The organism is Vibrio sinaloensis (genome assembly GCF_023195835.1).
Taxonomy (GTDB): Bacteria; Pseudomonadota; Gammaproteobacteria; order Enterobacterales; family Vibrionaceae; genus Vibrio; species Vibrio sinaloensis_C.
The window spans coordinates 679,575-705,921 of sequence record NZ_CP096199.1 but is presented as its reverse complement, the minus strand read 5'-3'; the positions used below and the strand labels follow the sequence as shown (position 1 = coordinate 705,921).

General features: G+C 48.4%; 24 protein-coding genes. 7 read left to right on the top strand and 17 right to left on the bottom strand.

The features are described from left to right. Window positions 1-37: 37 nt before the first annotated feature. From MTO69_RS03295 to MTO69_RS03280, 4 genes are all read right to left on the bottom strand, one after another. Complete coding sequence (locus tag MTO69_RS03295) at window positions 38-811, bottom strand: substrate-binding periplasmic protein (RefSeq protein WP_248331106.1); 774 nt, start codon at window positions 809-811, stop codon at window positions 38-40. A gap of 179 nt (window positions 812-990) precedes the next feature. Further along, window positions 991-2,577 carry an AbgT family transporter gene (locus MTO69_RS03290; protein ID WP_248331104.1) on the bottom strand — a complete coding sequence of 529 codons (1,587 nt, stop codon included), beginning with the start codon at window positions 2,575-2,577 and terminating at the stop codon, window positions 991-993. A 378-nt stretch (window positions 2,578-2,955) separates the two neighbouring features. Further along, window positions 2,956-3,081: a type B 50S ribosomal protein L36 gene (ykgO, locus tag MTO69_RS03285; RefSeq protein WP_074191703.1), complete on the bottom strand. Its 126-nt coding sequence runs from the start codon at window positions 3,079-3,081 to the stop codon at window positions 2,956-2,958. Then, a complete protein-coding gene (locus MTO69_RS03280) occupies window positions 3,082-3,342 on the bottom strand; it encodes a type B 50S ribosomal protein L31 (RefSeq protein WP_248331102.1) in 261 nt (86 codons plus the stop codon). A gap of 118 nt (window positions 3,343-3,460) precedes the next feature. Here MTO69_RS03280 and tsaA point away from each other — a divergent pair, with 118 nt between their 5' ends. Both tsaA and MTO69_RS03270 read left to right on the top strand, forming a co-directional pair. Next, a complete protein-coding gene (gene tsaA / locus MTO69_RS03275; RefSeq protein ID WP_248331100.1) occupies window positions 3,461-4,156 on the top strand; it encodes a tRNA (N6-threonylcarbamoyladenosine(37)-N6)-methyltransferase TrmO in 696 nt (231 codons plus the stop codon). Between the two features lie 91 nt (window positions 4,157-4,247). Continuing rightward, window positions 4,248-5,963, top strand: a complete 1,716-nt coding sequence (locus MTO69_RS03270) for a proline--tRNA ligase (RefSeq protein WP_248331098.1) — start codon at window positions 4,248-4,250, stop codon at window positions 5,961-5,963. Between the two features lie 69 nt (window positions 5,964-6,032). Here MTO69_RS03270 and MTO69_RS03265 read toward each other — a convergent pair whose 3' ends face one another. Together MTO69_RS03265 and lpcA are read right to left on the bottom strand one after the other, a co-directional pair. Beyond that, a complete protein-coding gene (locus tag MTO69_RS03265) occupies window positions 6,033-6,878 on the bottom strand; it encodes a class II glutamine amidotransferase (RefSeq protein WP_248331096.1) in 846 nt (281 codons plus the stop codon). Between the two features lie 69 nt (window positions 6,879-6,947). Then, entirely contained in the window at window positions 6,948-7,526 is a 579-nt protein-coding gene (lpcA, locus tag MTO69_RS03260; RefSeq protein ID WP_248331094.1) for a D-sedoheptulose 7-phosphate isomerase, read from the bottom strand. Between the two features lie 305 nt (window positions 7,527-7,831). On the opposite strand from lpcA, the gene fadE reads away from it, so the two are divergent. Continuing rightward, window positions 7,832-10,285: an acyl-CoA dehydrogenase FadE gene (fadE, locus tag MTO69_RS03255; RefSeq protein WP_248331092.1), complete on the top strand. Its 2,454-nt coding sequence runs from the start codon at window positions 7,832-7,834 to the stop codon at window positions 10,283-10,285. Between the two features lie 159 nt (window positions 10,286-10,444). Here fadE and MTO69_RS03250 read toward each other — a convergent pair whose 3' ends face one another. Together MTO69_RS03250 and dnaQ are read right to left on the bottom strand one after the other, a co-directional pair. Further along, the gene (locus tag MTO69_RS03250) at window positions 10,445-11,695 is read right to left on the bottom strand and encodes a TIGR03503 family protein (protein WP_248331090.1); all 1,251 of its coding nucleotides are present in this window, start codon (window positions 11,693-11,695) and stop codon (window positions 10,445-10,447) included. A gap of 8 nt (window positions 11,696-11,703) precedes the next feature. Next, window positions 11,704-12,441, bottom strand: a complete 738-nt coding sequence (gene dnaQ / locus MTO69_RS03245) for a DNA polymerase III subunit epsilon (protein WP_248331088.1) — start codon at window positions 12,439-12,441, stop codon at window positions 11,704-11,706. A gap of 56 nt (window positions 12,442-12,497) precedes the next feature. Here dnaQ and rnhA point away from each other — a divergent pair, with 56 nt between their 5' ends. Next, complete coding sequence (gene rnhA, locus MTO69_RS03240; protein ID WP_248331087.1) at window positions 12,498-12,965, top strand: ribonuclease HI; 468 nt, start codon at window positions 12,498-12,500, stop codon at window positions 12,963-12,965. On the opposite strand, the gene MTO69_RS03235 is transcribed toward rnhA, so the two are convergent. After that, window positions 12,962-13,705, bottom strand: coding sequence for a class I SAM-dependent methyltransferase (locus tag MTO69_RS03235; RefSeq protein WP_248331085.1), 744 nt, complete (start codon window positions 13,703-13,705; stop codon window positions 12,962-12,964). The genes rnhA and MTO69_RS03235 overlap by 4 nt on opposite strands. A 38-nt stretch (window positions 13,706-13,743) precedes the next feature. Here MTO69_RS03235 and gloB point away from each other — a divergent pair, with 38 nt between their 5' ends. The 3 genes from gloB to MTO69_RS03220 all read left to right on the top strand — a co-directional run bounded on the left by gloB (window position 13,744) and on the right by MTO69_RS03220 (window position 16,821). After that, on the top strand, window positions 13,744-14,502 hold the full coding sequence (gloB, locus tag MTO69_RS03230; RefSeq protein WP_248331083.1) for a hydroxyacylglutathione hydrolase: 759 nt from the start codon (window positions 13,744-13,746) through the stop codon (window positions 14,500-14,502). Window positions 14,503-14,572: 70 nt separating this feature from the next. After that, window positions 14,573-16,138: a lytic transglycosylase gene (locus MTO69_RS03225; protein WP_248331081.1), complete on the top strand. Its 1,566-nt coding sequence runs from the start codon at window positions 14,573-14,575 to the stop codon at window positions 16,136-16,138. Further along, window positions 16,135-16,821, top strand: a complete 687-nt coding sequence (locus tag MTO69_RS03220; protein WP_248331079.1) for a YIP1 family protein — start codon at window positions 16,135-16,137, stop codon at window positions 16,819-16,821. Before MTO69_RS03225 ends, MTO69_RS03220 begins: the two co-directional genes overlap by 4 nt. On the opposite strand, the gene MTO69_RS03215 is transcribed toward MTO69_RS03220, so the two are convergent. From MTO69_RS03215 to lpxB, 8 genes are all read right to left on the bottom strand, one after another. Beyond that, on the bottom strand, window positions 16,811-17,662 hold the full coding sequence (locus MTO69_RS03215) for an endonuclease/exonuclease/phosphatase family protein (protein WP_248334316.1): 852 nt from the start codon (window positions 17,660-17,662) through the stop codon (window positions 16,811-16,813). The two genes, MTO69_RS03220 and MTO69_RS03215, sit on opposite strands and share 11 nt — an antisense overlap. 51 nt (window positions 17,663-17,713) lie before the next feature. Beyond that, complete coding sequence (gene glnB, locus MTO69_RS03210; RefSeq protein WP_004744805.1) at window positions 17,714-18,052, bottom strand: nitrogen regulatory protein P-II; 339 nt, start codon at window positions 18,050-18,052, stop codon at window positions 17,714-17,716. Between the two features lie 99 nt (window positions 18,053-18,151). Continuing rightward, on the bottom strand, window positions 18,152-18,466 hold the full coding sequence (locus MTO69_RS03205; protein WP_248331077.1) for a c-type cytochrome: 315 nt from the start codon (window positions 18,464-18,466) through the stop codon (window positions 18,152-18,154). A 50-nt stretch (window positions 18,467-18,516) separates the two neighbouring features. Next, complete coding sequence (gene tilS / locus MTO69_RS03200) at window positions 18,517-19,836, bottom strand: tRNA lysidine(34) synthetase TilS (protein WP_248331075.1); 1,320 nt, start codon at window positions 19,834-19,836, stop codon at window positions 18,517-18,519. A gap of 96 nt (window positions 19,837-19,932) precedes the next feature. Continuing rightward, window positions 19,933-20,892: an acetyl-CoA carboxylase carboxyl transferase subunit alpha gene (gene accA / locus MTO69_RS03195; protein ID WP_248331073.1), complete on the bottom strand. Its 960-nt coding sequence runs from the start codon at window positions 20,890-20,892 to the stop codon at window positions 19,933-19,935. 38 nt (window positions 20,893-20,930) lie between these two features. After that, window positions 20,931-24,410, bottom strand: coding sequence for a DNA polymerase III subunit alpha (dnaE, locus tag MTO69_RS03190; protein ID WP_248331071.1), 3,480 nt, complete (start codon window positions 24,408-24,410; stop codon window positions 20,931-20,933). 75 nt (window positions 24,411-24,485) lie between these two features. After that, window positions 24,486-25,124, bottom strand: a complete 639-nt coding sequence (gene rnhB, locus MTO69_RS03185; protein WP_248331069.1) for a ribonuclease HII — start codon at window positions 25,122-25,124, stop codon at window positions 24,486-24,488. After that, window positions 25,117-26,271, bottom strand: a complete 1,155-nt coding sequence (gene lpxB / locus MTO69_RS03180; protein ID WP_248331067.1) for a lipid-A-disaccharide synthase — start codon at window positions 26,269-26,271, stop codon at window positions 25,117-25,119. The genes rnhB and lpxB overlap by 8 nt, the downstream gene beginning before the upstream one ends. Window positions 26,272-26,347 lie beyond the last annotated feature (76 nt).

Here is a 26,347-nt window from a genome sequence, read left to right as displayed (position 1 = left end):
CCCATTTTGCTCAAGGCTGACATTCTGTGTCAGCCTTTTATTTTCGCTGCTGGCGCAACTGTTGAAAATAGGCATCGATTAACGCTTGATAACGACCATCTTGCTTCATCTGCCGCAAAACCTCATCAAACCGCTTGAGCAAAGCTTGATGACCACGCCGCTGAGAAAAAGCGATATAGCTTGCCGTAGCCTCCAATGGAGGAGACAAAACCTGCAACTCTTGCTCAAGCCCCTCGGTAACCAAAATACTTCGCGCTCCAAACTCATTGTTGACCCAAACATCAACTCTTCCCGCTCTGACTAAGCGAGCACATTCCTCTGCACTGTCGCGTTTAAAAACACGACGAAATCGATTCTCAACAAGTAAATTGTCAAACTGATTGCCATAACTCACTCGATTGACCACACAAAGCGCCAGAGTCGAATGATCTTGGGTAAAAAAATCTTGGCTGGCTATCGAAGAAGATGAACGGACAACTAAACTGATATTTTGAACGAACAACACCTGATCACTGAAGTGTGCAAAACGCTCTCGGCTTGGTGTTTTGAAAGCGGTAAAAATGGCATCTGCTCGGCCATACTCAACTAAACTCAACGCCCTAGCCCAAGGCAAAACTTCAATAGTGATAGGTTGATTAAGCTCTGCAAATATCGACTCCACCAATTTGATCGCAACTCCTGACAGTTTATCCTGACGAAATTCGATATAAGGTGGGTAGTCGAGCGTTACCAGTTGAATAGGCGTTTGCGCGAACGCAGGTAAGCAGGCCATCACACAAAAAGATGTTAATCGCTGTAGAAACTGCCTCATTCGTCTACCTCGCCGACTTCCCAGCATCCGACCATCCAAAGTCTACTTTGTAATCCGCTGTACTCTCATAAGTAAAGTCGCCTCTCGACGCTTGTCAAACCGAGCCTTGGTATGCTCCACGCGTAAAAAAGCCGGAGCTCACTGCTCCGGCTTTGATGAAATTAAGTTTAACCTGAAAATTAAGGTGTGTAGTAAGTTGCTGCGCCAGGACCAACAGGTAGACCAAACACAAACACCCAAAGGTAGAACAGCAGACTCCAACCAACGATAAAGCAGATTGAGTACGGCAGCATGGTCGCGATCAGCGTACCGATACCTAGGTTCTTCATGTAACGAGTTGCCACAGCCAAGATCAGACCGAAGTAGCTCATCATCGGCGTAATGATGTTGGTGGTTGAGTCACCGATACGGTACGCCGCCTGGATAGTCTCTGGCGCGTAACCTACCAGCATTAGCATAGGCACGAAGATAGGCGCTGTGACTGCCCACTGTGCCGAAGCTGAACCGATCATCAGGTTAATGAAGCCACACATCAGGATAAATGCGAAGAACAGCATCGGGCCAGTCAAACCAATCTCTTGTAGGAAGCTAGCACCAGCAACCGCGAATACTTGCCCGAAGTTAGTCCACTTGAAAAATGCAACAAATTGAGCTGCGAAGAACACCAGTACAATGTACATGCCCATCGAAGACATAGACTTGGCCATTGCATCAATCACGTCGCGGTCAGTCTTCATTGTGCCAACCACTTTGCCGTAGACAAAGCCTGGAATCGCAAAGAACACAAAGATAAAGGCAACAATACTCTTAAGGAATGGCGAGCCAGCGACCGTGCCGGTATCAGAGCGCAGAATACCGTCAGCAGGAACAATCGTCCACGCAAGGAGTGCCGATACAACAAGAACAGCAACACCCGCGAGCTTGAGACCTTTCTTCTCGATCTCGCTCAGCTTACCCATCTTATCTTGCGATAGATCTTCCGATGCTTCTTCATCGTTGTATTTGCCCAGTTTCGGCTCAACGATTTTCTCAGTAACGAACGCACCCATTCCGGCAATAAAGAACGTCGATACAAACATGAAGTACCAGTTCACTTCTGGCCCAACGGTGTAAGTCGGATCGATCATTTGCGCTGCAGTTTCTGTAATACCAGACAGCAGTGGATCAACAGTACCAATCAATAGGTTAGCCGAGTAACCGCCAGAAACACCGGCAAACGCTGCCGCCAAACCAGCAAGTGGGTGACGACCAAGTGAGTGGAATAGCATCGCCGCTAGCGGAATCAATACCACGTAACCCAGCTCAGACGCCGTGTTAGAGATAATACCCGCAAACACCACAGTCACCGTGACCATACGCTTTGACGCACCCATCACCATGCCACGCATCGCAGCAGACAACAGACCCGAGTACTCAGCGATCGCTACACCCAGCATGGCCACTAAAACGGTACCTAACGGTGCAAAGCCCACAAAGTTTTTAACGAGATTGGTAACAATGAGCTCTAGACCGTCTGCATTAAGCAGGCTAACGACATGAATCATGCCATCTGCGGCACGACCTTTGGCACCCTCAGGGCGAGGATCCATGACTGCTACTTCAAAAAAGCCCGCAATACCAGATAGGACCAAGATCGCTAAGCAGAAGATAGCAAATAGAGTGATTGGATGGGGCAATAGGTTCCCCAAATATTCAACAGCGTCTAAGAAACGCGTAAATAGCGGCTTCTTAGGTGAATTTTGTTTAATCGAAGCAGATGAACTCATCTGTTCCCTCCTTGTAGTTTTTCCTATGCAAATGTGACAAAAATGTTCCAAATGCCGGCGAGAGGGTACTCGACAAAACACTCAATTAGAAATACAAAATGTTACCAAATGTGTAAATGATCATATTTTTTAACGCCCAATGCACAAATAATTAGCAAATAACTTCAGTTATAAAGCAAAAAATAAAATTATAGTTCGTATCAAACCATACGTACTGTTTATATGTTGTTCGGTAACTTATTGATTAATAGAACAGCCGGCCGTTGACGCAAAACAAAAAAACGCCCAACAAAACATTGAGCGCAACTTAACGTGAGAAGAGGTGAATCGGCTTGCACTAATCGACGATAGTAACAACGTGTTTACAGGAATAGCGCACTATTTCTGTACCGCTTTAAACCTAGGGTTAGCTTTGCATATCACATACAGACGCCCTCTTCTTTTGACGACTTGGCAATCAGGGTGACGACTCTTGGCACTTTTCAACGATTTGACCACTTTCATCTACTTATTTCCTTGTTCAAACTGACTAAAACGACGTCTGAAGTTAGCCACGCGCCCTTCTTTCTGAACCACGCGTTGTTTGCCGGTATAGAAAGGATGAGACTTCGACGAGACCTCAACTGTGAAATAGGGATAGGTTTTGCCATCACTCCATTCGATAGTGCGATTGGTTTGTAACGTTGAGCCAATCAAAAAATACTCATCGACACTGGTATCGTGAAACACAACCGTTCGATACTCAGGGTGGATATTCGCTTGCATAGTTAATCTACCTCAAATGTTATGTTATAACATATTAATTAATAATCATTATCAACAAGATTTACAAGCTTTTTTTGTGTTACTTTTGCTGAATAAGTTGTCCCAGAGTGCAAACATCATGTATTCCATAGAGCCAATCGGTTTTATTGAAAGCCCGTATAAAGAGAAATTCGCCGTACCACGTCAGCCACGTTTAGTGCCCGCCGCGTGCTCTCGCGTTAAGTTACTCGGAAAAGCCAATTGCCCAGAAGCACTGAGAGGCATCGAACAGTTCTCTCATGTCTGGTTACTCTTTCTGTTTGACCAGAATTTACAAGCCGGATGGAAACCAACCGTGCGCCCACCCAGACTGGGCGGTAATGAACGTATTGGTGTATTTGCTTCACGCTCAACCTTTAGGCCCAATGGCATCGGCATGTCTGCGGTAGAAGTCAAAGGGGTAACCAAACAAGGAGAGCAGATCTATTTAGATCTTGGCAGTGTCGACTTAGTGGATGGCACCCCTATTGTCGATATCAAACCCTATATCCCTTACAGCGACCAGGTGAACGAAGCCAGTGGCGGCTACGCGGAACACGAGCCAACCACGCTCACTGTCAGTTTCTCAGCAGAGGCTCTAGCTGTACTCAAACTGCGCCCACAACAAGAGATGGAAGCGAAAGTAATAGAGCAAGTACTGGCGCAAGACCCCCGCCCGGCCTACAAGAGAGCCAAGCCCGATAGCAAAGAGTACGCGGTCAACTTGTTCGATCTAAACGTTAAATTTATCGTCGCAGACAACTTAGTAACGGTTACCGCGATTGAACGCTTTTGACAAAGCCAAATGGCTGATATTATAGGCGGCTAACTTTATTCCCTGTGTAGATAGGGAATGTCTGTCAAACATTAGAAACGGATACCATAGAATGCGTACCAGTAACTATCTTCTTTCTACTCTGAAGGAGACTCCAAACGACGCAGAAGTAGTGAGCCACCAGCTCATGCTACGAGCAGGTATGATCCGTAAGCTGGCTTCAGGTCTTTATACTTGGCTGCCTACCGGTCTACGTGTGTTGCGTAAAGTCGAAAACATCGTTCGTCAAGAAATCGATAATGCAGGTGCAGTCGAAACCTTGATGCCCGTTGTGCAGCCGTTTGAACTATGGGAAGAAACCGGTCGATCAGAGAAGATGGGCCCTGAGTTACTTCGCTTTACTGACCGCCATGTGCGTCCGTTTGTGCTTAGCCCAACGGCAGAAGAGGTGATCACTAGCTTGGTGCGTAATGAAGTGAGCTCTTACAAACAGCTACCGCTTAACCTGTACCAAATTCAAACCAAGTTCCGTGATGAACGTCGTCCGCGCTTTGGCGTTATGCGCTCTCGTGAGTTCTCGATGATGGATGCGTACAGCTTCGACATCGATAAAGAGGGCTTGCAAAAATCCTACGATGCGATGCACGACGCGTACTGCAAAGCTTTCGACCGCATGGGCTTAGACTACCGTCCAGTTCTTGCTGACAGCGGCGCGATTGGTGGCAGTGGCTCACAAGAGTTCCACGTACTGGCTGAAAGCGGTGAAGATCTTATCGCCTTCTCAACTGAGTCAGATTACGCGGCCAACATTGAAAAAGCAGAAGCCCTAGCTCCAGCCGATGCAGCACCCGCACCGACTCAAGAGATGACTTTAGTCGATACGCCAAACGCGAAAACCATCGCAGAGCTGGTTGAACAGTTTGAGCTACCGATTGAAAAAACCGTTAAGACGCTATTTGTAAAAGCCTCGGACGAAATGGAAGCGCCGATTATTGCGCTGATTATTCGTGGCGATCACGAGCTTAACGAAGTGAAAGCGGAGAACCTTGCTCAAGTCGCCGCACCACTCGAGATGGCATCGGAAGAAGAAATTCGTGCGCTGATCGGTGCAGGCCCAGGCTCACTTGGCCCAGTCGGTCTTAAACTGCCTTTCATCGTTGACCGCAGCGTTGCTGTTATGAGTGATTTTGGCGCTGGTGCCAACATTGATGACAAACACTACTTTGGCATTAACTGGGGTCGTGATGTCGAGCTTGGTCAAGTTGAAGACCTGCGCAATGTGGTTGAAGGCGACCCTAGCCCATGTGGTCAAGGTACCATTCAGCTTAAACGCGGTATCGAAGTGGGTCATATTTTCCAGCTAGGCAATACCTACTCGGCAGCGATGAACTGTGGTGTACTTGGTCCTGATGGCAAGAACACTATCCTAGAGATGGGCTGTTACGGTATTGGTATTACCCGAGTCGTGGCAGCGGCGATTGAGCAAAACCACGATCAATACGGCATCATCTGGCCTGACGCACTGGCTCCGTTCCAAGTGGCTATTGTTCCGATGAACATGCACAAGTCAGAAGAAGTGCAGCAAGCGGCTGAAAAGCTATACGCTGAGCTAACGGCTCTAGGTATTGATGTGCTGTTTGATGACCGCAAAGAGCGCCCAGGCGTGATGTTCTCGGATATGGAGCTGATTGGCGTGCCGCACACCATCATCATCGGTGACCGCAGCATGAAAGAAGGCAACTTCGAGTATAAAAACCGTCGTACTGGTGAAAAAACACCAGTTGCAATGGCGGACATCGTTGAACACGTTAAAGCTCAAATTGCTTAAGCTGACAGCGAGAAATGCAAAAGGCCGATGGAAACATCGGCCTTTTTTATGCGAGAAGCACTCTTTAAGCTACTCCAGTGGCTCGGTGGGCGCTTGGCTGGCGACCTTCTTCGGAGCAAATGGCACATCGGTTAACTGATCGGCGTTGCCATCAACAATCTCACCAAAGTGCAAAATGCCGAATTCACCCGGTTTCATTCGGTGCCACTGCTCATTGTCAGTCAGCGGTTGGGTAGCAATCACAGAGACAATGTCATTGGGTGTGGTCTCTTCTTGGAAGTTAATTTCTACGTCTTCATCAATCAAAGAGGCTTTGCCAAACGGCGCACGGCGAGTGATCCAATAGAGGTGATTGGTGCAATAAGTCATCACATACTCACCATCGGAAAGCAGCATATTAAACACACCTTTCTGCTTTAGCAGCTCACAGCACTGCGCGACAAAACGAAACACTCCGATCATATCTTGCGGTGGTTCTGGGTAACGGTCTTCCATCTGTTTCAGTAGCCAACAGAAGGCAAGCTCGCTATCGGTTTGGCCGACAGGACGATGGCGCCCGGTATGCAAATCTTGATAGTCACTCAGTTGACCATTGTGGGCAAAGGTCCAGTAGCGTCCCCATAATTCTCGCGTAAACGGGTGGGTGTTCTCTAAATTCACGCCACCACGATTGGCTTGGCGAATATGGCTAATGACTGCGCGGCTTTTTATCGGGTAGTTTTGTACTAATTCGGCAATTTTCGACTGGCAACTTGGGTTTGGGTCTTTAAAGTTACGAAAGCCTTTTCCTTCATAGAAGGTGATACCCCAACCATCGCGGTGCGGGCCGGTCTTCCCTCCTCGCTGCATCAGGCCAGTAAAACTGAAACAGATATCAGTTGGTACGTTGGCGCTCATTCCGAGCAATTCACACATGGTTTACGACTCTCCTTAGCAAACCTCAGTATCGGCATCACTGCCGATACTGCTTCTGTTGGTGTTGGACTATGCTTCCATCTCTTTTTCAATCAATTGGATCACGATATGGATGATCTTAATATGAATTTCTTGGATGCGATCCGCATAGCCAAAATGTGGCACGCGAATTTCGATATCAGCGAGTCCAGCCATTTTGCCGCCATCTTTACCGGTCAACGCAATGGTTTTCATTCCTTTCGCTTGCGCCGCTTCAATGGCTTTTAGAATGTTGCCCGAGTTACCAGATGTCGACAAACCAAACAGTACGTCTCCTTTTACGCCAACCGCTTCGACATAGCGAGAGAAAACATAGTCATAGCCAAAGTCGTTGCTCACACATGAAAGGTGACTTGGGTCTGAAATCGCAATGCCAGGCAGACCAGGACGGTTTTCTCGGTAACGCCCTGTTAGCTCTTCTGCGAAGTGCATGGCGTCACAGTGAGAGCCGCCGTTACCACAAGAGAGCACTTTCCCCCCTTGCTTAAAGGAATCAGCAATCATTTTCGCTGCTGCTTCAATCTGAGCGATATTTTGCGCATCGCTCAAAAACTTATTCAGTACGTCAGCCGCTTCCGTCAATTCACTTTTAATTAAATCCTGGTACATAGGTTTGTCTCTAATCGTTGTAATAGGGGTTCTGCAATCAATACAGAAAGCGTTATTTACAGAGTTTACCCAAACATTCGAGGCTGTCGATAGCTTGTTGAGAACAAATGCGCTTTTGTCACCTCTGTGCGCGCATAAATCGGGCACCACTTAGCATTTTTAGACTTATCACTCTATCTGGATCACTTTTTGAACAATTGGTGGTTTTACATTTTATTAATATTTTGATTACACTTAACTGGTTAGACCTCTTACTAGATATCGACGTATAACAAACCAATAATCGTCGTAAAAGGAAAACAAATATGGACATCTTGCTCTCAATACTCGGCTTTACCGTCGTCTTGGCTGCCTGCCTATACCATCGCAGCTCACTTTTTACTTCTATTGCTGCGCTCACGGCGACAATGATCCTACTGTCGATTTTTGGCAGTGTCGGTTCCGTCAGTTGGTTGCTGTATGTGGCCGCCACTGCTGTGCTCGCGGTGCCGTCTTTGCGCCAATCAGTGATCAGTAAAAAAGCGTTAGCAGTATTCAAGAAAGTGCTACCGGCCATGTCTCAAACAGAAAAAGAGGCATTGGATGCCGGCACCGTGTGGTGGGAAGCCGAGCTGTTCAAAGGCAAACCTGACTGGAACAAACTACACCAGATCAAAGACCCGCAACTGAGCGCTGAAGAACAAGCGTTTCTCGATGGCCCGGTTAACGAAGTGTGTGCCATGGTCAACGATTATCAAGTGACTCACGAGCTAGCCGACTTGCCTCCGCACGTTTGGCAGTACCTAAAAGACAACAAGTTCTTTGCCATGATCATCAAGAAAAAATATGGTGGCTTGGAATTCTCAGCGTACGCCCAATCTTTGGTGTTGCAAAAGCTAACCGGTGTCTCTGGTGTTCTGTCATCGACAGTCGGCGTGCCTAACTCGTTAGGCCCTGGTGAACTGTTGCAACACTACGGTACTACCGAACAAAAAGACTATTACCTACCTCGCCTCGCTGAAGGTAAAGAGATCCCTTGTTTCGCTCTAACCAGTCCAGAAGCAGGTTCAGATGCGGGCTCTATTCCGGATTTTGGTGTGGTGTGCAAAGGCGAATGGCAAGGCAAAGAAGTACTTGGTATGCGCCTTACGTGGAACAAACGTTACATTACTCTTGCTCCTGTCGCTACAGTACTCGGCCTTGCTTTCAAGCTGCGCGACCCTGATGGTCTGCTAGGTGAGACACCAGAGCTCGGTATTACCTGTGCGCTGATTCCAACCGACCTAGAAGGGGTCGAAATTGGTAACCGCCACTTCCCGCTGAACGTGCCGTTCCAAAATGGTCCAACTCGCGCCAAGGATCTATTTGTCCCGCTCGATTTCATTATCGGTGGCCCCAAAATGGCTGGCCAAGGCTGGCGTATGTTGGTTGAGTGTCTATCCGTTGGCCGTGGTATTACGCTACCTTCAAACTCAACCGGTGGCATCAAAACAGCCGCACTGGCAACCGGTGCTTATGCCCGTATTCGTCGCCAGTTCAAACAACCTATCGGCCACATGGAAGGGGTTGAGGAGCCATTGGCACGCTTAGGGGGTAATGCTTACGTCATGGATGCAGCCAGTGCCCTGACTGTTGCAGGTATCGACTTAGGCGAAAAACCATCAGTGATCTCAGCTATCGTTAAATACCACTGTACTCACCGTGGTCAACAAAGCATCATTGACGCGATGGACATTGTCGGCGGTAAAGGCATTTGTATGGGTCCATCTAACTTCCTTGCCCGAGGGTACCAAGGTGCCCCTATTGCGGTAACAGTTGAAGGCGCAAACATTCTGACTCGTTCGATGATCATCTTTGGCCAAGGTGCCATTCGTTGTCATCCTTATGTACTTGAAGAGATGAATGCTGCTTATTCTGACAGTTCAGATGCCTTGGATAAGTTCGACGCCGCACTCGCTGGTCACGTGAGCTTTACCTTGAGTAACTTAGTGCGCAGCTTCTGGCTAGGACTTACCGACGGCCGCTTTTCTAGCGCGCCAACAAGTGATGCCACCAAGCGTTACTATCAGCAGCTTAACCGCTACAGTGCCAACATCGCGTTCTTGTCCGACATCTCAATGGCTGTGCTCGGCGGCTCTCTGAAACGTAAGGAGCGCTTGTCAGCTCGTTTAGGGGATATTTTGAGCCAACTCTACTTGAGTTCAGCTACCTTGAAGCGTTTCGAAAGTGAAGGACGCCAGCAGACTGACTTAGCGCTCGTTCATTGGGGACTGCAAGATAGCTTGAAACAGACCGAGCAGGCGATTGATGAGTTTTTAGCTAACTTCCCTAACAAGCTATTGGCGAAAGTGCTAAGAGTGATGATTCTGCCGTTTGGTCGTGTGCGTAAAGCCCCAAATGACAAACTGGACAGCCAAGTGGCTCAAATTTTACAAACACCAAACGAAACACGCTCTCGCATTGGTCGCAACCAATACTTAACCGCCAGCGAGTTCAACCCGGCGGGTAAGATTGAGCACGCGCTCGGTGTTATCCTCTCTGCCGAACCTCTGTTCGACAAAGTGTGCAAAGAGACGGGGCAACGTCGTCCATTCTTGCGCTTGGATGAAGTCGCAGAACTTGGTTTAGAGCAAGGCATTTTGGATAAAGCTGAGGCAGAACTTCTGAAACAAGCCGAGCAGCAGCGTTTGTATGTGATTAATGTCGATGACTTTAGTCCAGAGCAACTTGCGGCAAAGCCACTCCCCGCGCCGACGCCTAAAATGGAAGAGGTCGCGTAACCGGCTGAACTACTCGCATCAAAAAGGGCTGCCAGCTGGCAGCCCTTTGTTTTATCAGTCAATCTACTGTTCTCTGTTATACCAATCCCCACCTCAGCGATTTCGTCGATATTGTTGCCGTTTCTATCAGCAGCGCTGAAGCCTCAACCGACAAGAAGTTTACTTCTTTGGCATCTCTAGCTGCATTTCAGGTATCGCTTGCTTGCTGGCTTTAAGCTTACTGCGGATAAACCAAACCACTAAACCGAGTAATAGCGCGATAATGTTCCCGACGGCGATAATAATCATAGTGCGCGTACGTTTCTCTTCGCGCATTTTGATCAGTTGCATCTCTTCCATCAATTTCTGCTGTTTCAGGCGCTCTTCTTCCTGCAAACGACGGGTTTCGGCAATATCCACCTCTTTAACCACGCTGTAAGTATGCTCTGTCAGTGGGAAAATAAGCGGACGCTCAGAGCCCATCTCAGTGGCAAACACTTTGCCCGTCCATGAGTAAAGGCCAATATCAGCGCTATAAGGAATATCCAGTTCGAGCTTACTACTCTCTGGTTCCGATGAGCCTTGCACCGTCAGTTTGTCTTCGTTGGGGCTAATATGTTCGACGTGCCCAGCGATGGAGCCTGGTTTTATCATCCCTTGCTCACCAGAGAACACCAATTTGTTGCTCATTCCCTCTTCACGTGACTGGATAAAGGTCGATTGAATCGGTGACGGGTAGACCAACACTTCTTGCTCCTGAGCGCGCAGGAACACCCCGTTCCCAGAGGTAATCCGCACTCGGTACTTACCCGGTTCACTAGAAATCGGCAAACCTACGGTAAAAATACCATCACCGGCGACTTCATCGAGATCTTGGCCATCGTCAGCGAACTCGCCAATCACCTCTGGAATCGGCCGTGCCTCTTTGACTAATGTCTCTTCATTCTCAATAAACTTAGTGAAGGTGACTTTGAGTTTGACTCGGTCGAGAAAGTCTCTGAGCACAAGTGGCTCGCCATCAGAGGTCAAGCGCGCATTAAATTTGAGTGACTCACCTTGATACAGGCGGTTAGGTAACATGTCGGTAGACAGCTCAAGGTGGGAAATGAGCTTAATTTTATTTTTCGGTGTGACTTTACCAATGGCTTGCCAAGGACCTGGCATCGGATTATCAATAGAAATAATATCCATCGATGACTCCTGATACCAACGTACGTTATCTGGGCTGCGCCAAGCGTAGTACTTTTTACCATCAGGGCGCACCAATACCACCGGCTGTGAACTTTGCGCCCGGTAAATCACAAAGGTGATCTGTTTGATCGACGGATCAACGCGAAAACGGTTATCGAGTAGAGACATTGAGGAACCATCTGCGCTAACAGCAAGCGCACTCCAAAATAGGGCTATGACTGCAATCCAGTTCCTCAACATCCTTTCTCCTACTGACGCCAGAGACAGCTTCCGCTTTTCTCGACAATATCTAATCTATTTTGGTGGGCTTCTAATTCATCGGCAGAAGCATGCAAAACCTTTAGCGGTTTCCGTCCGCTGGCGACACGTTTTATCTCTTCACCGCCACTATCATTGGCGCTTCCTGCGTTAAATTGCAATGAGGTTTGTCCGCCCGTCATCAACAAATAGACATCGGCGAGAATCTCCGCATCGAGCAATGCGCCGTGCAAGGTTCGATGTGAGTTATCAATACCGTATCTATCACATAAGATGTCGAGGTTGTTCCGCTTGCCCGGGAAGATCTTCTTCGCCATGGCCAGGGTATCGGTCACTTTACAGTAATCGACCGTCTTGCCAATGCTGGCGTCGAGCATTGCAAACTCATGGTCCATAAAGCCGACGTCGAAGGGCGCATTGTGTGCGACCAGTTCCGCGCCTTTAATGAACTCGAGAAATTCACTGTGTACATCGCGATAGTCTGGCTTATCAACCAAGAACTCGTCGGTAATACCATGGACTTCCACCGCATCAGGTTGGATCTCACGATCTGGCTTGATGTAAACGTGAAAATGTCGTCCTGTCAGTTTACGGTTAATGATCTCAACCGCACCGATTTCGATAATCCGATGCCCTTGATAGTGAGGGCCACCTTCACGGTTCATACCTGTCGTTTCGGTATCGAGAACGACAATACGATGCTGGTTTGAATTGTTGCTAGTATTCATAACAAAATGTGTGTCAGACTATGCCAATAATATGCTTAACCCAATAGTATCAAATCATGACGAAACAGGTGGAAATTTTCACTGATGGCTCTTGTTTAGGCAACCCGGGGCCTGGGGGCTACGGCATCGTGCTGCGTTACAAGCAAACCGAAAAAACCTTAGCTAAGGGCTACACGCTCACCACCAATAACCGCATGGAAATGATGGCCACCATCGTCGCTCTGAAAACCCTCAAAGAGCCGTGCAATGTCATCCTCACCACCGACAGTCAATACGTTCGCCAAGGGATCACCCAGTGGATCCACAACTGGAAAAAGCGCGGCTGGAAAACCGCCGATAAAAAGCCGGTCAAAAATGCCGACTTATGGCAAGCGCTCGATGCCGAAACTCAGCGTCACCAAATCGACTGGCGTTGGGTCAAGGGGCACGCAGGCCATCGCGAAAACGAGATGTGCGATGAGCTCGCTCGCGCTGCCGCAGAAAACCCAACCGAAGAAGACAGCGGATACATCGCTGCCAACTAACCTTGTCGATGTTGACGGCTCGACAGCTTGTAATTGACGCCCAGTGGCGTCAATTTTCGTTTTAGCTTCCAGTGCGGCTTCAATGGTTTAAGTGGATAGGTTCGTTTTCGCGCCACAATAAAGTACAAGCTGCCCATCGGCGCCGCCCAATCACCTAAACTGTTTTCTAACCAAGTCCACATAGTGCGATAGCGCTGCATAGGAAATAACGCATAGCGGTCACACTCAATAACCTGATAGTTCAATAGTCCTAACCAGTCCTTGACTCGATTCGGGGTAAACATCCGCCCACTCCAAGGCAAATTGTTTTTTCTCCACGGCATCAAACTTGCCAACCCGGTGAAACTCAACGGGTTGAAACCAGTAATAATCAGATAGCCATCATCCATCATCACTCGGTCAACTTCGCGCAGTAGACGGTGAGGATCGCTGCAGTAATCAAGTTGATGAGCCACCAGCACGGTATCAAAACTTTTTTCAATAAAAGGGAGTTCATAACAGTCGGCGATGACGTTGTGTAAGGGATTGTGCGTATCGAGATGAACTTGATGTTGAATGTTGCAATTGAAGCTGGTTAACTCACAACTGAGGCCGCCGAGTTTGAGCAGATGATAACCAAATAACTTCGGACACCACTCGTCGATGCGCGTTTGGATAGACTCACTGACCCATTGGCCATTCTTAAGCTGAGACCATGAATGAGGCTTTTCAAACTTCTTCTTGCTACGCGCTGGCTTCATAGTTAACCTGCTTCACTCTGCTAACGGGAGAAACAACCATGTTGAATATCAAAAGCATACCCGCATTTAACGATAATTACATCTGGCTAATTGAAAATAGCGATCAGCGTTGTGCAGTAGTTGACCCAGGTGATGCCGCTCCAGTTTTAGCTTACCTAGAACGGCACCAACTGAGTTTGGAAGCGATATTAATTACCCATCACCATAATGACCATATTGGTGGCGTGTCCGAGTTAGTGCGCCAGTTTCCGAATGTCGATGTGGTCGGCCCAGCTAATGAGCCCATTCCAACCTTAACCCACGCGGTTGATCCCGGAGAGCAGATCGAGCTGTTCGATGAAGTGTTTCTGGTCCTCGGCTTAGAAGGTCACACCGCAGGTCACATTGGTTATGTCGGCGATGGAAAACTGTTTTGTGGCGATGTACTTTTTTCTGCCGGCTGTGGACGTGTCTTTGAAGGCACGATGGAGCAGATGTACACCTCGCTGTCGAAATTGGCTGCGCTACCACAGGAAACTGAGGTCTTTTGCGCCCATGAATACACAGCAAGTAACGTCGCCTTTGCATTGGCGGTGGAGCCGGATAATGCGCAACTACACAAATATCGCGATGAGGTGAATCGGCTACGAGCACAAAACCAGCCCACCCTCCCCACCACAATTGGTCGTGAAAAGTGGATCAACCCTTTTTTACGCACCGATCAGCCTAGCGTAATGCGCTCGGTCGCAAATCGGACTTCACAAACCGACCCACTCGCCATTTTTACTGCATTACGTGAGTGGAAGAACGAATTTTAACGATTTGCTGCTTGTCACCTCGTTATTGTGACAAGTATTATCACCAGCCAAAAACAAAAAGGGCTGTGAAATGCGAGTACAACACAGCTGGGTATTAGCACTTCTGTTAGCAGGTTGTCAGCTTACCCAGCCGACAGAGACTGGAGAAGCCGTTACTCCAGACACCAATCAACCAACATCAACACATCCAATCAAGCCTCAGACTGAAGTGGTGAAGCCTGTGGCTAAACCGCATCCTAAAGTGACGCCACAAACTCAGCAGGATGTGTGGCAGCGGATTGCTATGCAATTAGAGTTGCCCATTCCAGAGCACAAAAGTGTCGATTACTACCGAACTTGGTATTTAAAGCACCCCAATCATCTAAAAACCGTATCGAAACGCGCCGAACCGTTTCTCTATCTGATCACTGAAAAAATCGAGCAGCGTGGATTGCCGCTCGAACTGGCACTACTGCCTGTGGTCGAGAGCTCTTTCGATGCCTTTGCCTATTCTCACGGTAGTGCTGCGGGCTTGTGGCAGTTTGTGCCAGGCACCGGCGAGATGTACGGTTTGAAGCAGAATTTCTGGTACGACGGCCGACGTGATGTTGCCGCAGCAACCGATGCTGCGCTCGATTATCTCACCTATCTGAACAAGCGTTTTGACGGTAATTGGAACCACGCAATTGCCGCGTATAACAGTGGTGGTGGTCGCGTCTCTAGCGCTATCCGCAAAAACAAAAAACTGGGTAAGCCAACCGACTTCTTCTCACTGGATTTGCCAAGAGAGACCAGTGGCTACGTGCCAAAACTGCTCGCGCTGGCTGACATCGTCGCCAATCAGCAGCACTACGGCATCGAGATTCCAGCCATCGCCAACCGCCAAGTGGTCGAGCTGGTTGATCCAAAAGAGCAGCTTGATCTGGCCATTGCCGCCAACTACGCTGGCATCTCAGTAAAACAATTGCAAAGCTTAAACCCAGCGTACAATCAATGGGCAACAGCGCCAGACGGACCGCATCAACTGTTATTACCTGTCGACAGCGTAACTAAGTTCAATCAAGCCGCAGATGCGAACCGTGGTAAAGGCATGAAAGTGGTGCGCTACAAGGTCAAATCAGGGGATACGTTAAGCGTACTGGCCAGCAAGTACAACACCACCAGCAAAGTGATTCGTCGCGCCAACAATCTCAAGAGCAATACCATCCGAGTGGGTCAGCATTTGATGATTCCGACCTCGACCAAGGATGATCAAGCGTACACACTGAGCGCGACTAATCGCCTAGCGAAAACGCAAGCCACAGCGCGCGGTAAATATAAATTGACTCATACTGTTGCCTCTGGGGACAGTTTGTGGTCCATCGCGCGCGCCAACAAAGTCTCGCATCAATCGCTAGCTAAATGGAACGGTATGGGTCCAAGAGATACCTTACGAGTCGGCCAAAAACTGGTGATTTGGAAGAACAGTTCCGATGGCGCCATTATCCGCACCGTGTTTTACAACGTGCGCAGCGGTGACACCATCAGCGGTATTGCCAATAAATTTAAAGTTAAATCCAAAGACATAGTGAAATGGAATGACCTAAGCAAACAGAAGTATCTCAAGCCTGGTCAAAAGTTAAAGCTGTATGTCGATGTCACTAAGGTAAGTGTATGACCCCTTCCAGTAACCCCCTCGTTATGCTCGTCGATATTTTTCGTTCGCCGAGCGCTTGTTTCTTAGCGCTTTATCAACGCGGCGCTTGGGGTTGGCAGCCCTACATCTTTTTAATTTTGTCCCCCTTTTTGTTTTGGGGTGCCTACTTTGACATGGTCAACTTTGACTGGCTCAAACAAACGCTCGAAGGCCAACTGGCGGTCACCAACCCAGCCCAACTAGAGCTGCTCGATGCCGATACGCTGATGGCAAGTGAAATCATCAGTGACATTGCGGGACGCACCTTAACTATCTTGATGCTGGCGTTTTGGTTCAACCTGGCCACCAAACCAAGTCAGCATCAGCACGGCTTTTGGAAGTGGTTTGCCGCCAGTGCGGTGATTACCTTCCCGGCAATTGTTGGCGATCTGGCGAGTTATGTCAGTGTGCTGCTCAAGCATGGTCAAGTGTTGGTTTATGCAGCGGATCTTAATAGCCTCAATGGTTTGCTCAAGTTGCCACTGACTAACCCTTGGTCTCAGTTTGCCAGCTCATTCCCACTGTTGCTGCCATGGTACATTGTTCTCGGCTACGCGGCTGTCGGTACTTGGACTGAGTTCGAGCGCGGCCAAGCCTTGGTGATATCTGCGCTACCTTGGGTGGCCTATTACCTTATTTGGGCTGTGTATATCGTTATTGCGTAGCGAGACGAAAAGAGACCAACAATGGATTATGATCAGAGGCGTCGGTGTTCGGCGCCTCTGCTGTTTTTAGGGTCAAACCGCGATAAAAGACATGATCGAGCGCTAAGCCAGTGATAAATTGGGTGCGTAAATCCGGCTGATAGGCCACTTCATTGAGTTCAAGCTGCGCGAGCACCTGTTGCATCACAGCCAAACGTTCTTCGCTCCAACTATTAAAATCGCCAGCGACAATAATCGGACCTTGATGTTGTTGCAGTTCATTCACCAGCACGCCCAACTGACGACGATACTCTGTCGTTCCATAGGTAAAGTTGACCGCATGTATGTTGACCACCGCCAGTTGCTGTCCATTAGAAAGCGGATACAAAGCATACAGTGCTGATTTAGGCAGCCTCAGCCACGGCTCAAGCTCGGTATAGGCGCACGCTTTACTCGGTGAGTCATAAGAGAGATTGAGAACCCCTGCTGAGGTTTGGAAGGCTTTAAACGCATCCACTTGGCTAGCAAACCATTGCCGCTCAGCGATCCAATCGATGAGCTCTGGTGTCATACTGGCTTCTTGCAATAACACCAACTGTTTTCCCTCAGTCAGGCTGTCTAAGCTCGATTGCCAGTTTGATTTGTTCTGCTTATAGATGTTCCACACCAGCACACTCAGCAAACCGTTGTCATCGAGTACCTTGGCGTTGCTGTTTTCGAAACAGTGCAACGACAAATTAATGCCTTGCGATGAAATAGAGTGAATTTGCGACTGATTCGGTAAGGTGAACACCGTTTGATAGCCGACCCAAGTCGCTAAGCTCAACACGAAAACAGAAGCAATAAGTCGCAATTTTTTCATAAGCGGATAAAAGTAAAAAAGAGCCATAGGGCTCTTTTTCGGATGTTTGAATTAGATGGCGTCTTCGTCTTCTTCGCCAGTACGAATACGAACGATACGCTCAACATCAGTGATAAAGATTTTGCCATCACCAATCTTACCTGTTTGCGCCGTTTCGATAATAGTATCGACACATTGATCGGCTACGTCATCGGTGACCACAATTTCCAATTTCACTTTTGGCAAGAAATCGACCATGTACTCCGCACCACGATACAGCTCTGTGTGCCCTTTTTGGCGACCAAATCCCTTGACTTCAGACACTGTCATACCGGTAATGCCGACCTCGGCCAAAGCTTCACGAACGTCATCTAACTTGAACGGTTTAATAATGGCTTCGATCTTTTTCATGTTCTTCCCTTAAACTATGGTTATTGTTGCTATTATTCCACGAACATCCGGCAATAAAAAGCCCGAGCATCACGGCTCGGGCTGATTTCTAATCGGGGCTTATTTCAAGCTAGCGTAGTAAGCTGCTAGATTGGCAATGTCAGCATCACTGAGCATTGCTGCTTGAGCTTGCATGACCGCAGCCAAACCACCGTTGCGCTGTTTCGCTTTATAAGCATTGAGTGAAGAGACCAAGTACTGCTCGTTTTGGCCTTTGAGGTGTGGGTAACCAGGGATAACCGCCATCCCATCAGCGCCATGACAGGCAGCACAGACCGCGGCTTTGGCTTTACCCGCTTCGATGTCACCCGCTGCGAATGCTTGACCACTGATTAAACCTAAACCGATTACCATTCCAATAGCGATTTTCTTCATTGCTCTTCCTTATAATTCCATGATAGTTGTACGTTTTTATCTATATAGTTTTACACAATCTGTTGCAGCTTGTCCCAGACAAGTTCACAATCTTGACCGGTAAACTGGCGATCGATAAACAAATCACCCACGGCAACCACCTGCTCTCCGCACAGGATTATAGGCGTTCTACGTCTAAGCCAGCTTGGAATACCATATTCTTGGAATAATTTTTTTAGTTTGCGACTATGAACACGCTCAGCCGGATGGGCCGACAGCCCTTGCGGCTCAAACGTCACCCTCAACTCAGCTTGGCTTAGCGCTGCTAGTGACAACTGACCACTCGCCATTGGCCGAAGATGGATCGTGCCTAGCCCATCAGGCAGCAATAAAGGAGAATCAAGCGTCAAGCTCTGTTGCCATGTTTGTAGCGATTGCCATTGGCGCACTAAGTACAGTCGCCCTTGGAAACGGCGAACCTGAGCCTGCTCAAGTTGCAGTTGTGGATTGGCATCAGCCTGTGCCAGCGCAACCTGTTGCCAAATCAGCTTGAGCTGCTCACGCGAAGGCATGCGCACAGATAGATGCTCCAGCCACATTCTGAGCAGCCTCATCCTCACTTTTTCGCTGACTTTAATTAACGTCTCTATATCCAAACTCAGATCACTGCTCAATGCCTGTGCAAACGGCTCTGCCAACAACTCATCAAGTAGTGATTCCTGCTCGTAACAGAGTTGCGCCGTTCTTAACGAAGCTTGTTGGATATGCGGCCAACGCTTGGCAAGTTGTGGCACGATATGATGGCGAAGAAAATTACGATCAAAACGTGGATCTTGATTACTCTCATCTTCGTTCCACTCAAGGTTTTGCTGCTGCGCGTATTGTTCAATATCGTCTCGCGTCACTGACAACAGCGGCCGAACCAGTTGTCCGTGGCCAAACGGCATCGCTAACGCCATCGACGACAACCCTTTAGGCCCACTGCCGCGCTTTAACGCCAGTAGTAATGTCTCTAACTGATCATCCGCATGATGCCCAGTCAGCAACAAATCATTGTTGTGAATATAGGGGCGCAATATCGCATAACGCAGTTGCCGAGCACGCTCTTCTAAACTCTGTCCATCTTGCTCCACTTGCACGTGTTCAATCATCAAGGGCACATTGAGTGATTGACACCAGTCTCTACAACGTTGCGCCCACAGGTCAGCGTTAGCACTTAAGCCATGATGAACATGCACAGCAATACAATCTACCTCTCGACTTCGCGCGAAGTTGACCATCAACTCCAACAATACCCGTGAGTCCATACCACCACTGAGCCCGAGAACCAGTCGTCCTTCAGTGGTTAAGTGCTGTTCGATAACGGTGTTAAAAGTGACTTGTAAACTCATAGTGCTTTTTGCTCTGGAACATTGAGCCTAGTGTATCATCGGCAATAAAAAAGGCTGAACTTAAGTTCAGCCTTTACCTAATTCATTGATCACTTATCAGCAGTATCCGTAGTTCATCAAACGTTGATAACGGCGATCCAATAACGTGTCATTATCAAACGCTTCCAGCTCTTCAAGCTGACGAACTAAGGTCGCTTTCATGTTGGCCGCCATTTGGCGATGATCGCGATGCGCACCACCTAGTGGCTCTTCGATGATTTCGTCAATCAGTTCTAGCTCTTTAAGGCGTGGGGCAATCAAACCCATCGCTTCCGCCGCTTGCGGTGCTTTGTCTGAATCGCGCCATAGAATAGAAGCACAGCCTTCTGGTGAGATCACCGAGTAAGTAGAGTACTGCAACATATTCACATAATCGCCAACACCGATAGCTAGAGCACCACCTGAGCCGCCTTCACCAACCACGTTACAAATTACAGGAACCGTCAGACCAGCCATCACTTTTAAGTTAGTCGCGATAGCCTCTGACTGACCGCGCTCTTCCGCACCAACACCTGGGTAAGCGCCAGCCGTATCAATAAAAGTAATGATTGGCATGTTGAAGCGCTCCGCCATTTGCATCAGACGCAAGGCTTTACGGTAACCTTCTGGTTTTGGCATCCCAAAGTTACGTTTCACTTTTTCTTTGGTTTCACGGCCTTTTTGATGACCAATCACCATAACTGGACGGCCATCAAGACGCGCCATACCGCCAACAATCGCTTTGTCATCCGCGTAGTGACGATCACCCGCCAGCTCATCAAACTCAGTGAAAACATGTTCGATGTAATCTAATGTGTAAGGACGTAATGGATGACGAGCAAGTTGGGCCGTTTCCCAAGCACCAAGATCGCTGAAGGTTTTCTTTTTAAGCTCTAAACTTTTCTTCTCTAACTGTTCGATCTCTTTCTCAAGATCAACACCTGAGTCACCACCATGACGAGAGACATCACGTAGTGCTTCAATTTTTGCTTCCAGCTCAGCGATTGGTTTTTCAAATTCTAAAAAATTCAGGCTCATCTATAGATCCTTTATTATTTGGCAGCGAACCACCAAACTTAGTTAAATTCGAGTTCTACTTGGCCTTTCCCAAGCAGTTGTTTTAAATCATCTAATAAAGCGTCACTCGGCGTCACACGCCATTCTGTACCTAACGTTAATCTCGCTCGGGCATCTGAGCGTTGGTAGTATACATGGACAGGGACGCTCCCCGCCCGATGAGGCTCTAGGATTTGACTAAAGCGCTCAAAAAATCGGTCATTGATTTGCGATTGTTCGATGGAAACGGATAAACCACGCGCGTACTTTTCACGCGCACTACCGAGATCCATAACCTCGCGCGCCGACATTTTAAGACCACCATTGAAATCATCAAAGCTGACCTGTCCTGAAACCACTAAAATTTTGTCTTTTTCTAGCAATTCAGCGTATCTATCCAGCGCATCGGAGAATAACATCACTTCCATACGACCACTACGGTCGTCTAAAGTCATGATACCAATTCGAGTGCCGCGCTTGGTCGTCATCACTCGAGCAGCGATAACTAACCCCGCTACCGTCACACTTTGATCGCGGCGAGTCGGTGTGGCGTCTTTTAGTCGACAACTGGTGTACTTACCAAGTTCCTTCAGGTAGGCATTTATTGGGTGACCGGTTAAATAAAGGCCAAGTGTGTCACGTTCTCCCTCTAGCCACACTTTCTCTGGCCATGGTTCCACCTTAGTGTACTTGTGTTCGACTTCTTCAGGAGCTTCAGTTAACACGCCAAACAGATCGGTTTGACCAAACGCTTCTGCTTGATGGTGTTGACTGGCAGCCTTAACCGCATCATTCAGCGAAGCCATCATTGCCGCGCGGTGAGGCCCAAGGCGATCCAGCGCTCCAGCCAGAATCAATTTTTCAATGACCCGTTTGTTGACCTTTTTCAAGTCTAAACGCGCACAGAAATCGAACAAATCTTTAAAGTGGCCGCCCTTATTGCGCGCTTCGAGTATCGCTTCAATGGGCCCTTCACCCACCCCTTTAATCGCGCCAATACCGTAGACAATTGCCCCTTCTTCATTGACGTTAAAACGATACAGACCCGCGTTAATGTCTGGCGGCAGCACTTTGAGCTTCATGCGTAGGCACTCGTCCACCAGCCCAACCACCTTTTCGGTGTTATCCATATCAGCGGTCATAACCGCAGCCATAAACTCAGCAGGATAGTGCGTTTTCAGCCACAACGTCTGGTAGGAAACCAGCGCATAGGCAGCGGAGTGCGATTTGTTAAAGCCATAGCCTGCGAACTTCTCCACCAAGTCGAAGATCTTCATCGCCAGCTCGCCATCGACGCCATTGTTTTCTGCGCCCTCTTTGAACACAGCGCGCTGTTTGGCCATCTCTTCTGGCTTTTTCTTACCCATAGCACGGCGCAGCATGTCAGCGCCGCCCAAGGTATAACCGGCCAAAATCTGGGCGATCTGCATCACCTGCTCTTGGTACAAGATGATGCCATAAGTCGGTTCAAGCGTTTCTTTAAGCGACTCATGCTGCCAGGTTTCATCAGGATATGAAATCGCTTCTCTGCCGTGCTTACGGTCGATGAAGTTATCTACCATGCCCGATTGCAATGGTCCCGGGCGGAATAGCGCCACCAAAGCGATAATGTCTTCAAAACAGTCTGGTTGTAGGCGCTTAATCAGCTCTTTCATCCCGCGTGATTCAAGCTGGAATACCGCGGTCGTTTCTGAGTTTTGTAGTAGATTGAAAGAAGCTTGATCTTCGAGTGGAATCGACTCAATTCGAACCGGCTCTTTGCCTTCTTTTTCAAGCCTCGGGTTAATTAATCCCAACGCCCAATCTATGATGGTTAAGGTTCGAAGTCCTAAGAAGTCAAACTTCACCAACCCAGCGGTTTCTACATCGTTCTTATCAAACTGAGTGACCGGAAAGTGCCCTTCTGCATCGGCATAGATAGGCGCAAAATCGGTAATGGTGGTTGGCGAGATCACCACCCCTCCCGCGTGCTTACCCGCATTACGTGTACACCCTTCAAGGATGCGACACATATCAATCAGCTCTTTGATCTCTTCGTCGTTTTCATACAGCTCGACCAAAGCGGGTTCGGCTTTAAACGCTTTTTCCAGCGTCATTCCAGGATCCGGTGGGACCAGCTTGGAAATACGGTCGACAAAGCCGAAACCATGTCCTAGTACACGCCCTACATCGCGAATAACCGCCTTAGCCGCCATCGTACCGAAGGTGATGATTTGCGAAACCGCATCGCGGCCATACATTTCTGCCACGTGATCGATCACCTGGTCACGTTTATCCATACAGAAATCGACATCGAAGTCGGGCATGGAAACACGTTCCGGGTTGAGGAATCGTTCGAAAAGCAAATCGTATTCAAGCGGATCGAGGTCTGTGATTTTCAGTGCGTACGCCACCAGCGAACCGGCACCAGAACCACGTCCTGGACCCACCGGAATGCCGTTATCTTTTGACCACTGGATAAACTCCATAACGATCAAGAAATAACCTGGGAATCCCATGTTATTGATCACTTCTAGCTCGACCTCTAGTCGCTCATCGTACTCTGGTCGGCGCTCTGCGCGCACCTTAGGATCAGGGAAAAGAAACTCTAGGCGCTCTTCTAACCCTTCCTTGGATTTCATAACCAAATACTCGGTCTCTTCCATCCCTTCGGTAGGGAAAGCAGGCAGGAAATATTCGCCCAAGCGTACCGTGACGTTACAACGCTTAGCAATTTCCACACTGTTTTGTAGCGCTTCCGGAATGTCGGCGAACAGCTCGCACATCTCTTCTTCACTGCGTAGATATTGCTGAGGACTGTAGTTTTTAGGTCGGCGAGGATCTTCTAGTGTATAGCCATCATGAATCGCGACTCGAATTTCGTGAGCATCAAACAGCGACTCTTCTAAGATCACCACCTCATTGGTGGCGACCACAGGTAAATCAGCTTGCTCAGCCAGTTCCAAGGCAAAATGGAGATAGGTTTCTTCATCCGCACGACCGGTGCGGGTAAGCTCGAGATAAAAACGGTCTTGAAAATGAGTGCGATAAAACGCCACACACTCATCGACAATCTTCTGGTTTCCTTTGAGCAGTGCCCGGCCAATTTCACCATTCTTGCCGCCGGAAAGAATAATCACACCTTCAGACAGCTCAACTAACCACTCTTTGTCGATCACTGGCTGGTGCTGTATATGCCCCCGAAGGTAGGCTTTGGAAATCAACAAAGTCAGATTCTTATAGCCAACATTGTTAGCGGCAAGCACGGTTAGCTTGGTCAACTCATCACCAAACTCGGCCGATTGCATCACAAAGTCAGCGCCGATGATGGGCTTAACACCGCAGCTATGTGCCGTTCCGTAAAATTTCACCAAACCACATAAGTTGGTAAAGTCAGTCAATGCAACGGCGGGCATGCCCAATTCAGCCACTTTCTTAACCAAAGGCGGCACTTTGGAAAGGCCGTCAACCATGGAGAAGTCACTATGAACTCGAAGGTGGATAAACTTAGGATCTGACATGAAAAGTTCCGTAAATCGTGCTTAATCGGAAAGAAAGTGAAAGTATTTTACGTGATATGGCTATGGAGATATACCCTAATTAGTTGGCATCTCCCCATCCCCTTTTTCCAAGCCTAACGCGCGTTTTACCGGCTTAAAACTCTTGCGATGCTCAGCGATCACCCCATGCTGTTCAATCGCTGCGAAGTGCGCTTTAGTCGGATAGCCCTTGTGCTGAGCAAAACCAAATTCAGGATGCAGCTTGTCGAGCGCTTCCATCTCTTGATCGCGCACAACCTTGGCGATGATCGAGGCGGCACTAATTTCGGCAACACGCAGGTCGCCTTTCACCACCGCTTGAGCATCCATAGCTAACTCGGGGCAACGGTTGCCATCAATCAAAGCCAAATCAGGCTGAATGGCTAATCCAGCGATGGCTCTTTGCATCGCGACCATAGTCGCTTGCAAGATATTCAGCTCGTCGATTTCCTGTGGCGTACAGCGGCCCACCGACCATGCTAACGCCTTTTGTTTGATCTCAGGCAGCAGCGCTAGGCGTTTTTTCTCTGACAGCTTCTTAGAGTCGTTAAGCCCTTCGATTGGGTTATTCGGGTCGAGAATAACAGCAGCCGTCACGACATCACCAACCAAAGGTCCGCGACCGACCTCATCCACACCGGCAATACATTGATAGCCAACAGGGTACTCAAAAGGCGCTAATTCTTGCTTAGTCATTGTGATTCTCTTTACCAATTAACTTCAGGACCGCTTGCGCAGATTGCACATCCGCATCTTTACGAATCAACTGATGCATTGCGGTAAAACGCTCAATCAAAGCGTGATTGTCTTGGGTTAACATCTCTTCGACAGCGGGAACCAAGAACTCTGGTTCACACTCATCAAGCAACAGCTCTTTCACTAACAGTTCGTCGGCCAAGATATTGGGCAGAGAAACGTACTTAGTGATCGCCAGCTTTTGCACTAGCCAGCCGGTCAGTCGGTTCACTTTGTAGCCCACCACCATAGGACGCTTGAGTAACATGCACTCTAACGCGACCGTACCTGACGCGAGCAACACGGCATCCGAGGCAGTAATGACATTGCGCGCCGTATCTTGGACAATGACAAAATCGAGCTCTGGCGCTTCAGCTTGCCAAATCTCCTCGAATTGCTGGCGGCGTTTTTCATTCACTGCTGCAACAACAAAACCGATATCTGGGTATTTTTGTCTGATTTGACGACAAGTTTGGATAAAGGGTTTGGCAATTAGCCCCACTTCTCCACCACGACTTCCAGGTAAAACCGCGAGCCATTTTTTATCTGGCGCTAAGTTGAGCTCTGCTCTTGCTGGTGCTTGTTCGGGTTTCAGTGGAATCGCATCCGCCAAGGTATGGCCGACAAACTCACACGCGACGTTATATTTGTCGTAGAACGCTTTCTCAAACGGTAGAAAAGCCAAAACCAGATCGGTTGCCGCATCAATTTTGAAGATACGTTTGGGACGCCATGCCCATACTGATGGGCTCACGTAGTGAACCGTTTTTATTCCAGACTGTTTTAGGTCAAGCTCGAGGCGTAGGTTAAAATCTGGCGCATCAATACCGACAAACACATCCGGTGGGTTGTCTTTGAAATAGCGCACCAATTCAGCTTTCACTTTTAACAGCCGCGGTAAACGACCAAGCACCTCGACCAGGCCCATCACCGCCAACTCTTCCATATCGAACAGCGATTCACACCCTAGAGCCTGCATTTTGGGCCCTCCGATACCAACAAATTCAGCATCAGGGTACTGTGCTTTGATTGCGCGGATAAAACCTTCACCGAGCGTATCACCTGACAATTCGCCAGCCACAATTCCAATTCTTAGCGGTTTTGCCATTGTTCGATTACCTATTGATGGATTGCTATAAAACGCAAAAAAGACCGCAGCCAAATAGCGACGATCTTTTGTTATT

What these genes read in the sequence shown, in the direction of transcription:
- MTO69_RS03225 (WP_248331081.1), top strand. Translation starts at nt 14,573, where the DNA reads ATGCGAGTACAACACAGCTGGGTATTAGCACTTCTGTTAGCAGGTTGT.
- rnhA (WP_248331087.1), top strand. Translation starts at nt 12,498, where the DNA reads ATGACGAAACAGGTGGAAATTTTCACTGATGGCTCTTGTTTAGGCAAC.
- MTO69_RS03250 (WP_248331090.1), bottom strand. Translation starts at nt 11,695, where the DNA reads ATGTTGAGGAACTGGATTGCAGTCATAGCCCTATTTTGGAGTGCGCTT.
- lpxB (WP_248331067.1), bottom strand. Translation starts at nt 26,271, where the DNA reads ATGGCAAAACCGCTAAGAATTGGAATTGTGGCTGGCGAATTGTCAGGT.
- MTO69_RS03205 (WP_248331077.1), bottom strand. Translation starts at nt 18,466, where the DNA reads ATGAAGAAAATCGCTATTGGAATGGTAATCGGTTTAGGTTTAATCAGT.
- MTO69_RS03265 (WP_248331096.1), bottom strand. Translation starts at nt 6,878, where the DNA reads ATGTGTGAATTGCTCGGAATGAGCGCCAACGTACCAACTGATATCTGT.
- lpcA (WP_248331094.1), bottom strand. Translation starts at nt 7,526, where the DNA reads ATGTACCAGGATTTAATTAAAAGTGAATTGACGGAAGCGGCTGACGTA.
- tsaA (WP_248331100.1), top strand. Translation starts at nt 3,461, where the DNA reads ATGTATTCCATAGAGCCAATCGGTTTTATTGAAAGCCCGTATAAAGAG.
- rnhB (WP_248331069.1), bottom strand. Translation starts at nt 25,124, where the DNA reads ATGACTAAGCAAGAATTAGCGCCTTTTGAGTACCCTGTTGGCTATCAA.
- MTO69_RS03270 (WP_248331098.1), top strand. Translation starts at nt 4,248, where the DNA reads ATGCGTACCAGTAACTATCTTCTTTCTACTCTGAAGGAGACTCCAAAC.
- MTO69_RS03215 (WP_248334316.1), bottom strand. Translation starts at nt 17,662, where the DNA reads ATGAAAAAATTGCGACTTATTGCTTCTGTTTTCGTGTTGAGCTTAGCG.
- glnB (WP_004744805.1), bottom strand. Translation starts at nt 18,052, where the DNA reads ATGAAAAAGATCGAAGCCATTATTAAACCGTTCAAGTTAGATGACGTT.
- gloB (WP_248331083.1), top strand. Translation starts at nt 13,744, where the DNA reads ATGTTGAATATCAAAAGCATACCCGCATTTAACGATAATTACATCTGG.
- MTO69_RS03220 (WP_248331079.1), top strand. Translation starts at nt 16,135, where the DNA reads ATGACCCCTTCCAGTAACCCCCTCGTTATGCTCGTCGATATTTTTCGT.
- dnaQ (WP_248331088.1), bottom strand. Translation starts at nt 12,441, where the DNA reads ATGAATACTAGCAACAATTCAAACCAGCATCGTATTGTCGTTCTCGAT.
- MTO69_RS03295 (WP_248331106.1), bottom strand. Translation starts at nt 811, where the DNA reads ATGAGGCAGTTTCTACAGCGATTAACATCTTTTTGTGTGATGGCCTGC.
- MTO69_RS03235 (WP_248331085.1), bottom strand. Translation starts at nt 13,705, where the DNA reads ATGAAGCCAGCGCGTAGCAAGAAGAAGTTTGAAAAGCCTCATTCATGG.
- fadE (WP_248331092.1), top strand. Translation starts at nt 7,832, where the DNA reads ATGGACATCTTGCTCTCAATACTCGGCTTTACCGTCGTCTTGGCTGCC.
- ykgO (WP_074191703.1), bottom strand. Translation starts at nt 3,081, where the DNA reads ATGAAAGTGGTCAAATCGTTGAAAAGTGCCAAGAGTCGTCACCCTGAT.
- MTO69_RS03280 (WP_248331102.1), bottom strand. Translation starts at nt 3,342, where the DNA reads ATGCAAGCGAATATCCACCCTGAGTATCGAACGGTTGTGTTTCACGAT.
- accA (WP_248331073.1), bottom strand. Translation starts at nt 20,892, where the DNA reads ATGAGCCTGAATTTTTTAGAATTTGAAAAACCAATCGCTGAGCTGGAA.
- dnaE (WP_248331071.1), bottom strand. Translation starts at nt 24,410, where the DNA reads ATGTCAGATCCTAAGTTTATCCACCTTCGAGTTCATAGTGACTTCTCC.
- MTO69_RS03290 (WP_248331104.1), bottom strand. Translation starts at nt 2,577, where the DNA reads ATGAGTTCATCTGCTTCGATTAAACAAAATTCACCTAAGAAGCCGCTA.
- tilS (WP_248331075.1), bottom strand. Translation starts at nt 19,836, where the DNA reads ATGAGTTTACAAGTCACTTTTAACACCGTTATCGAACAGCACTTAACC.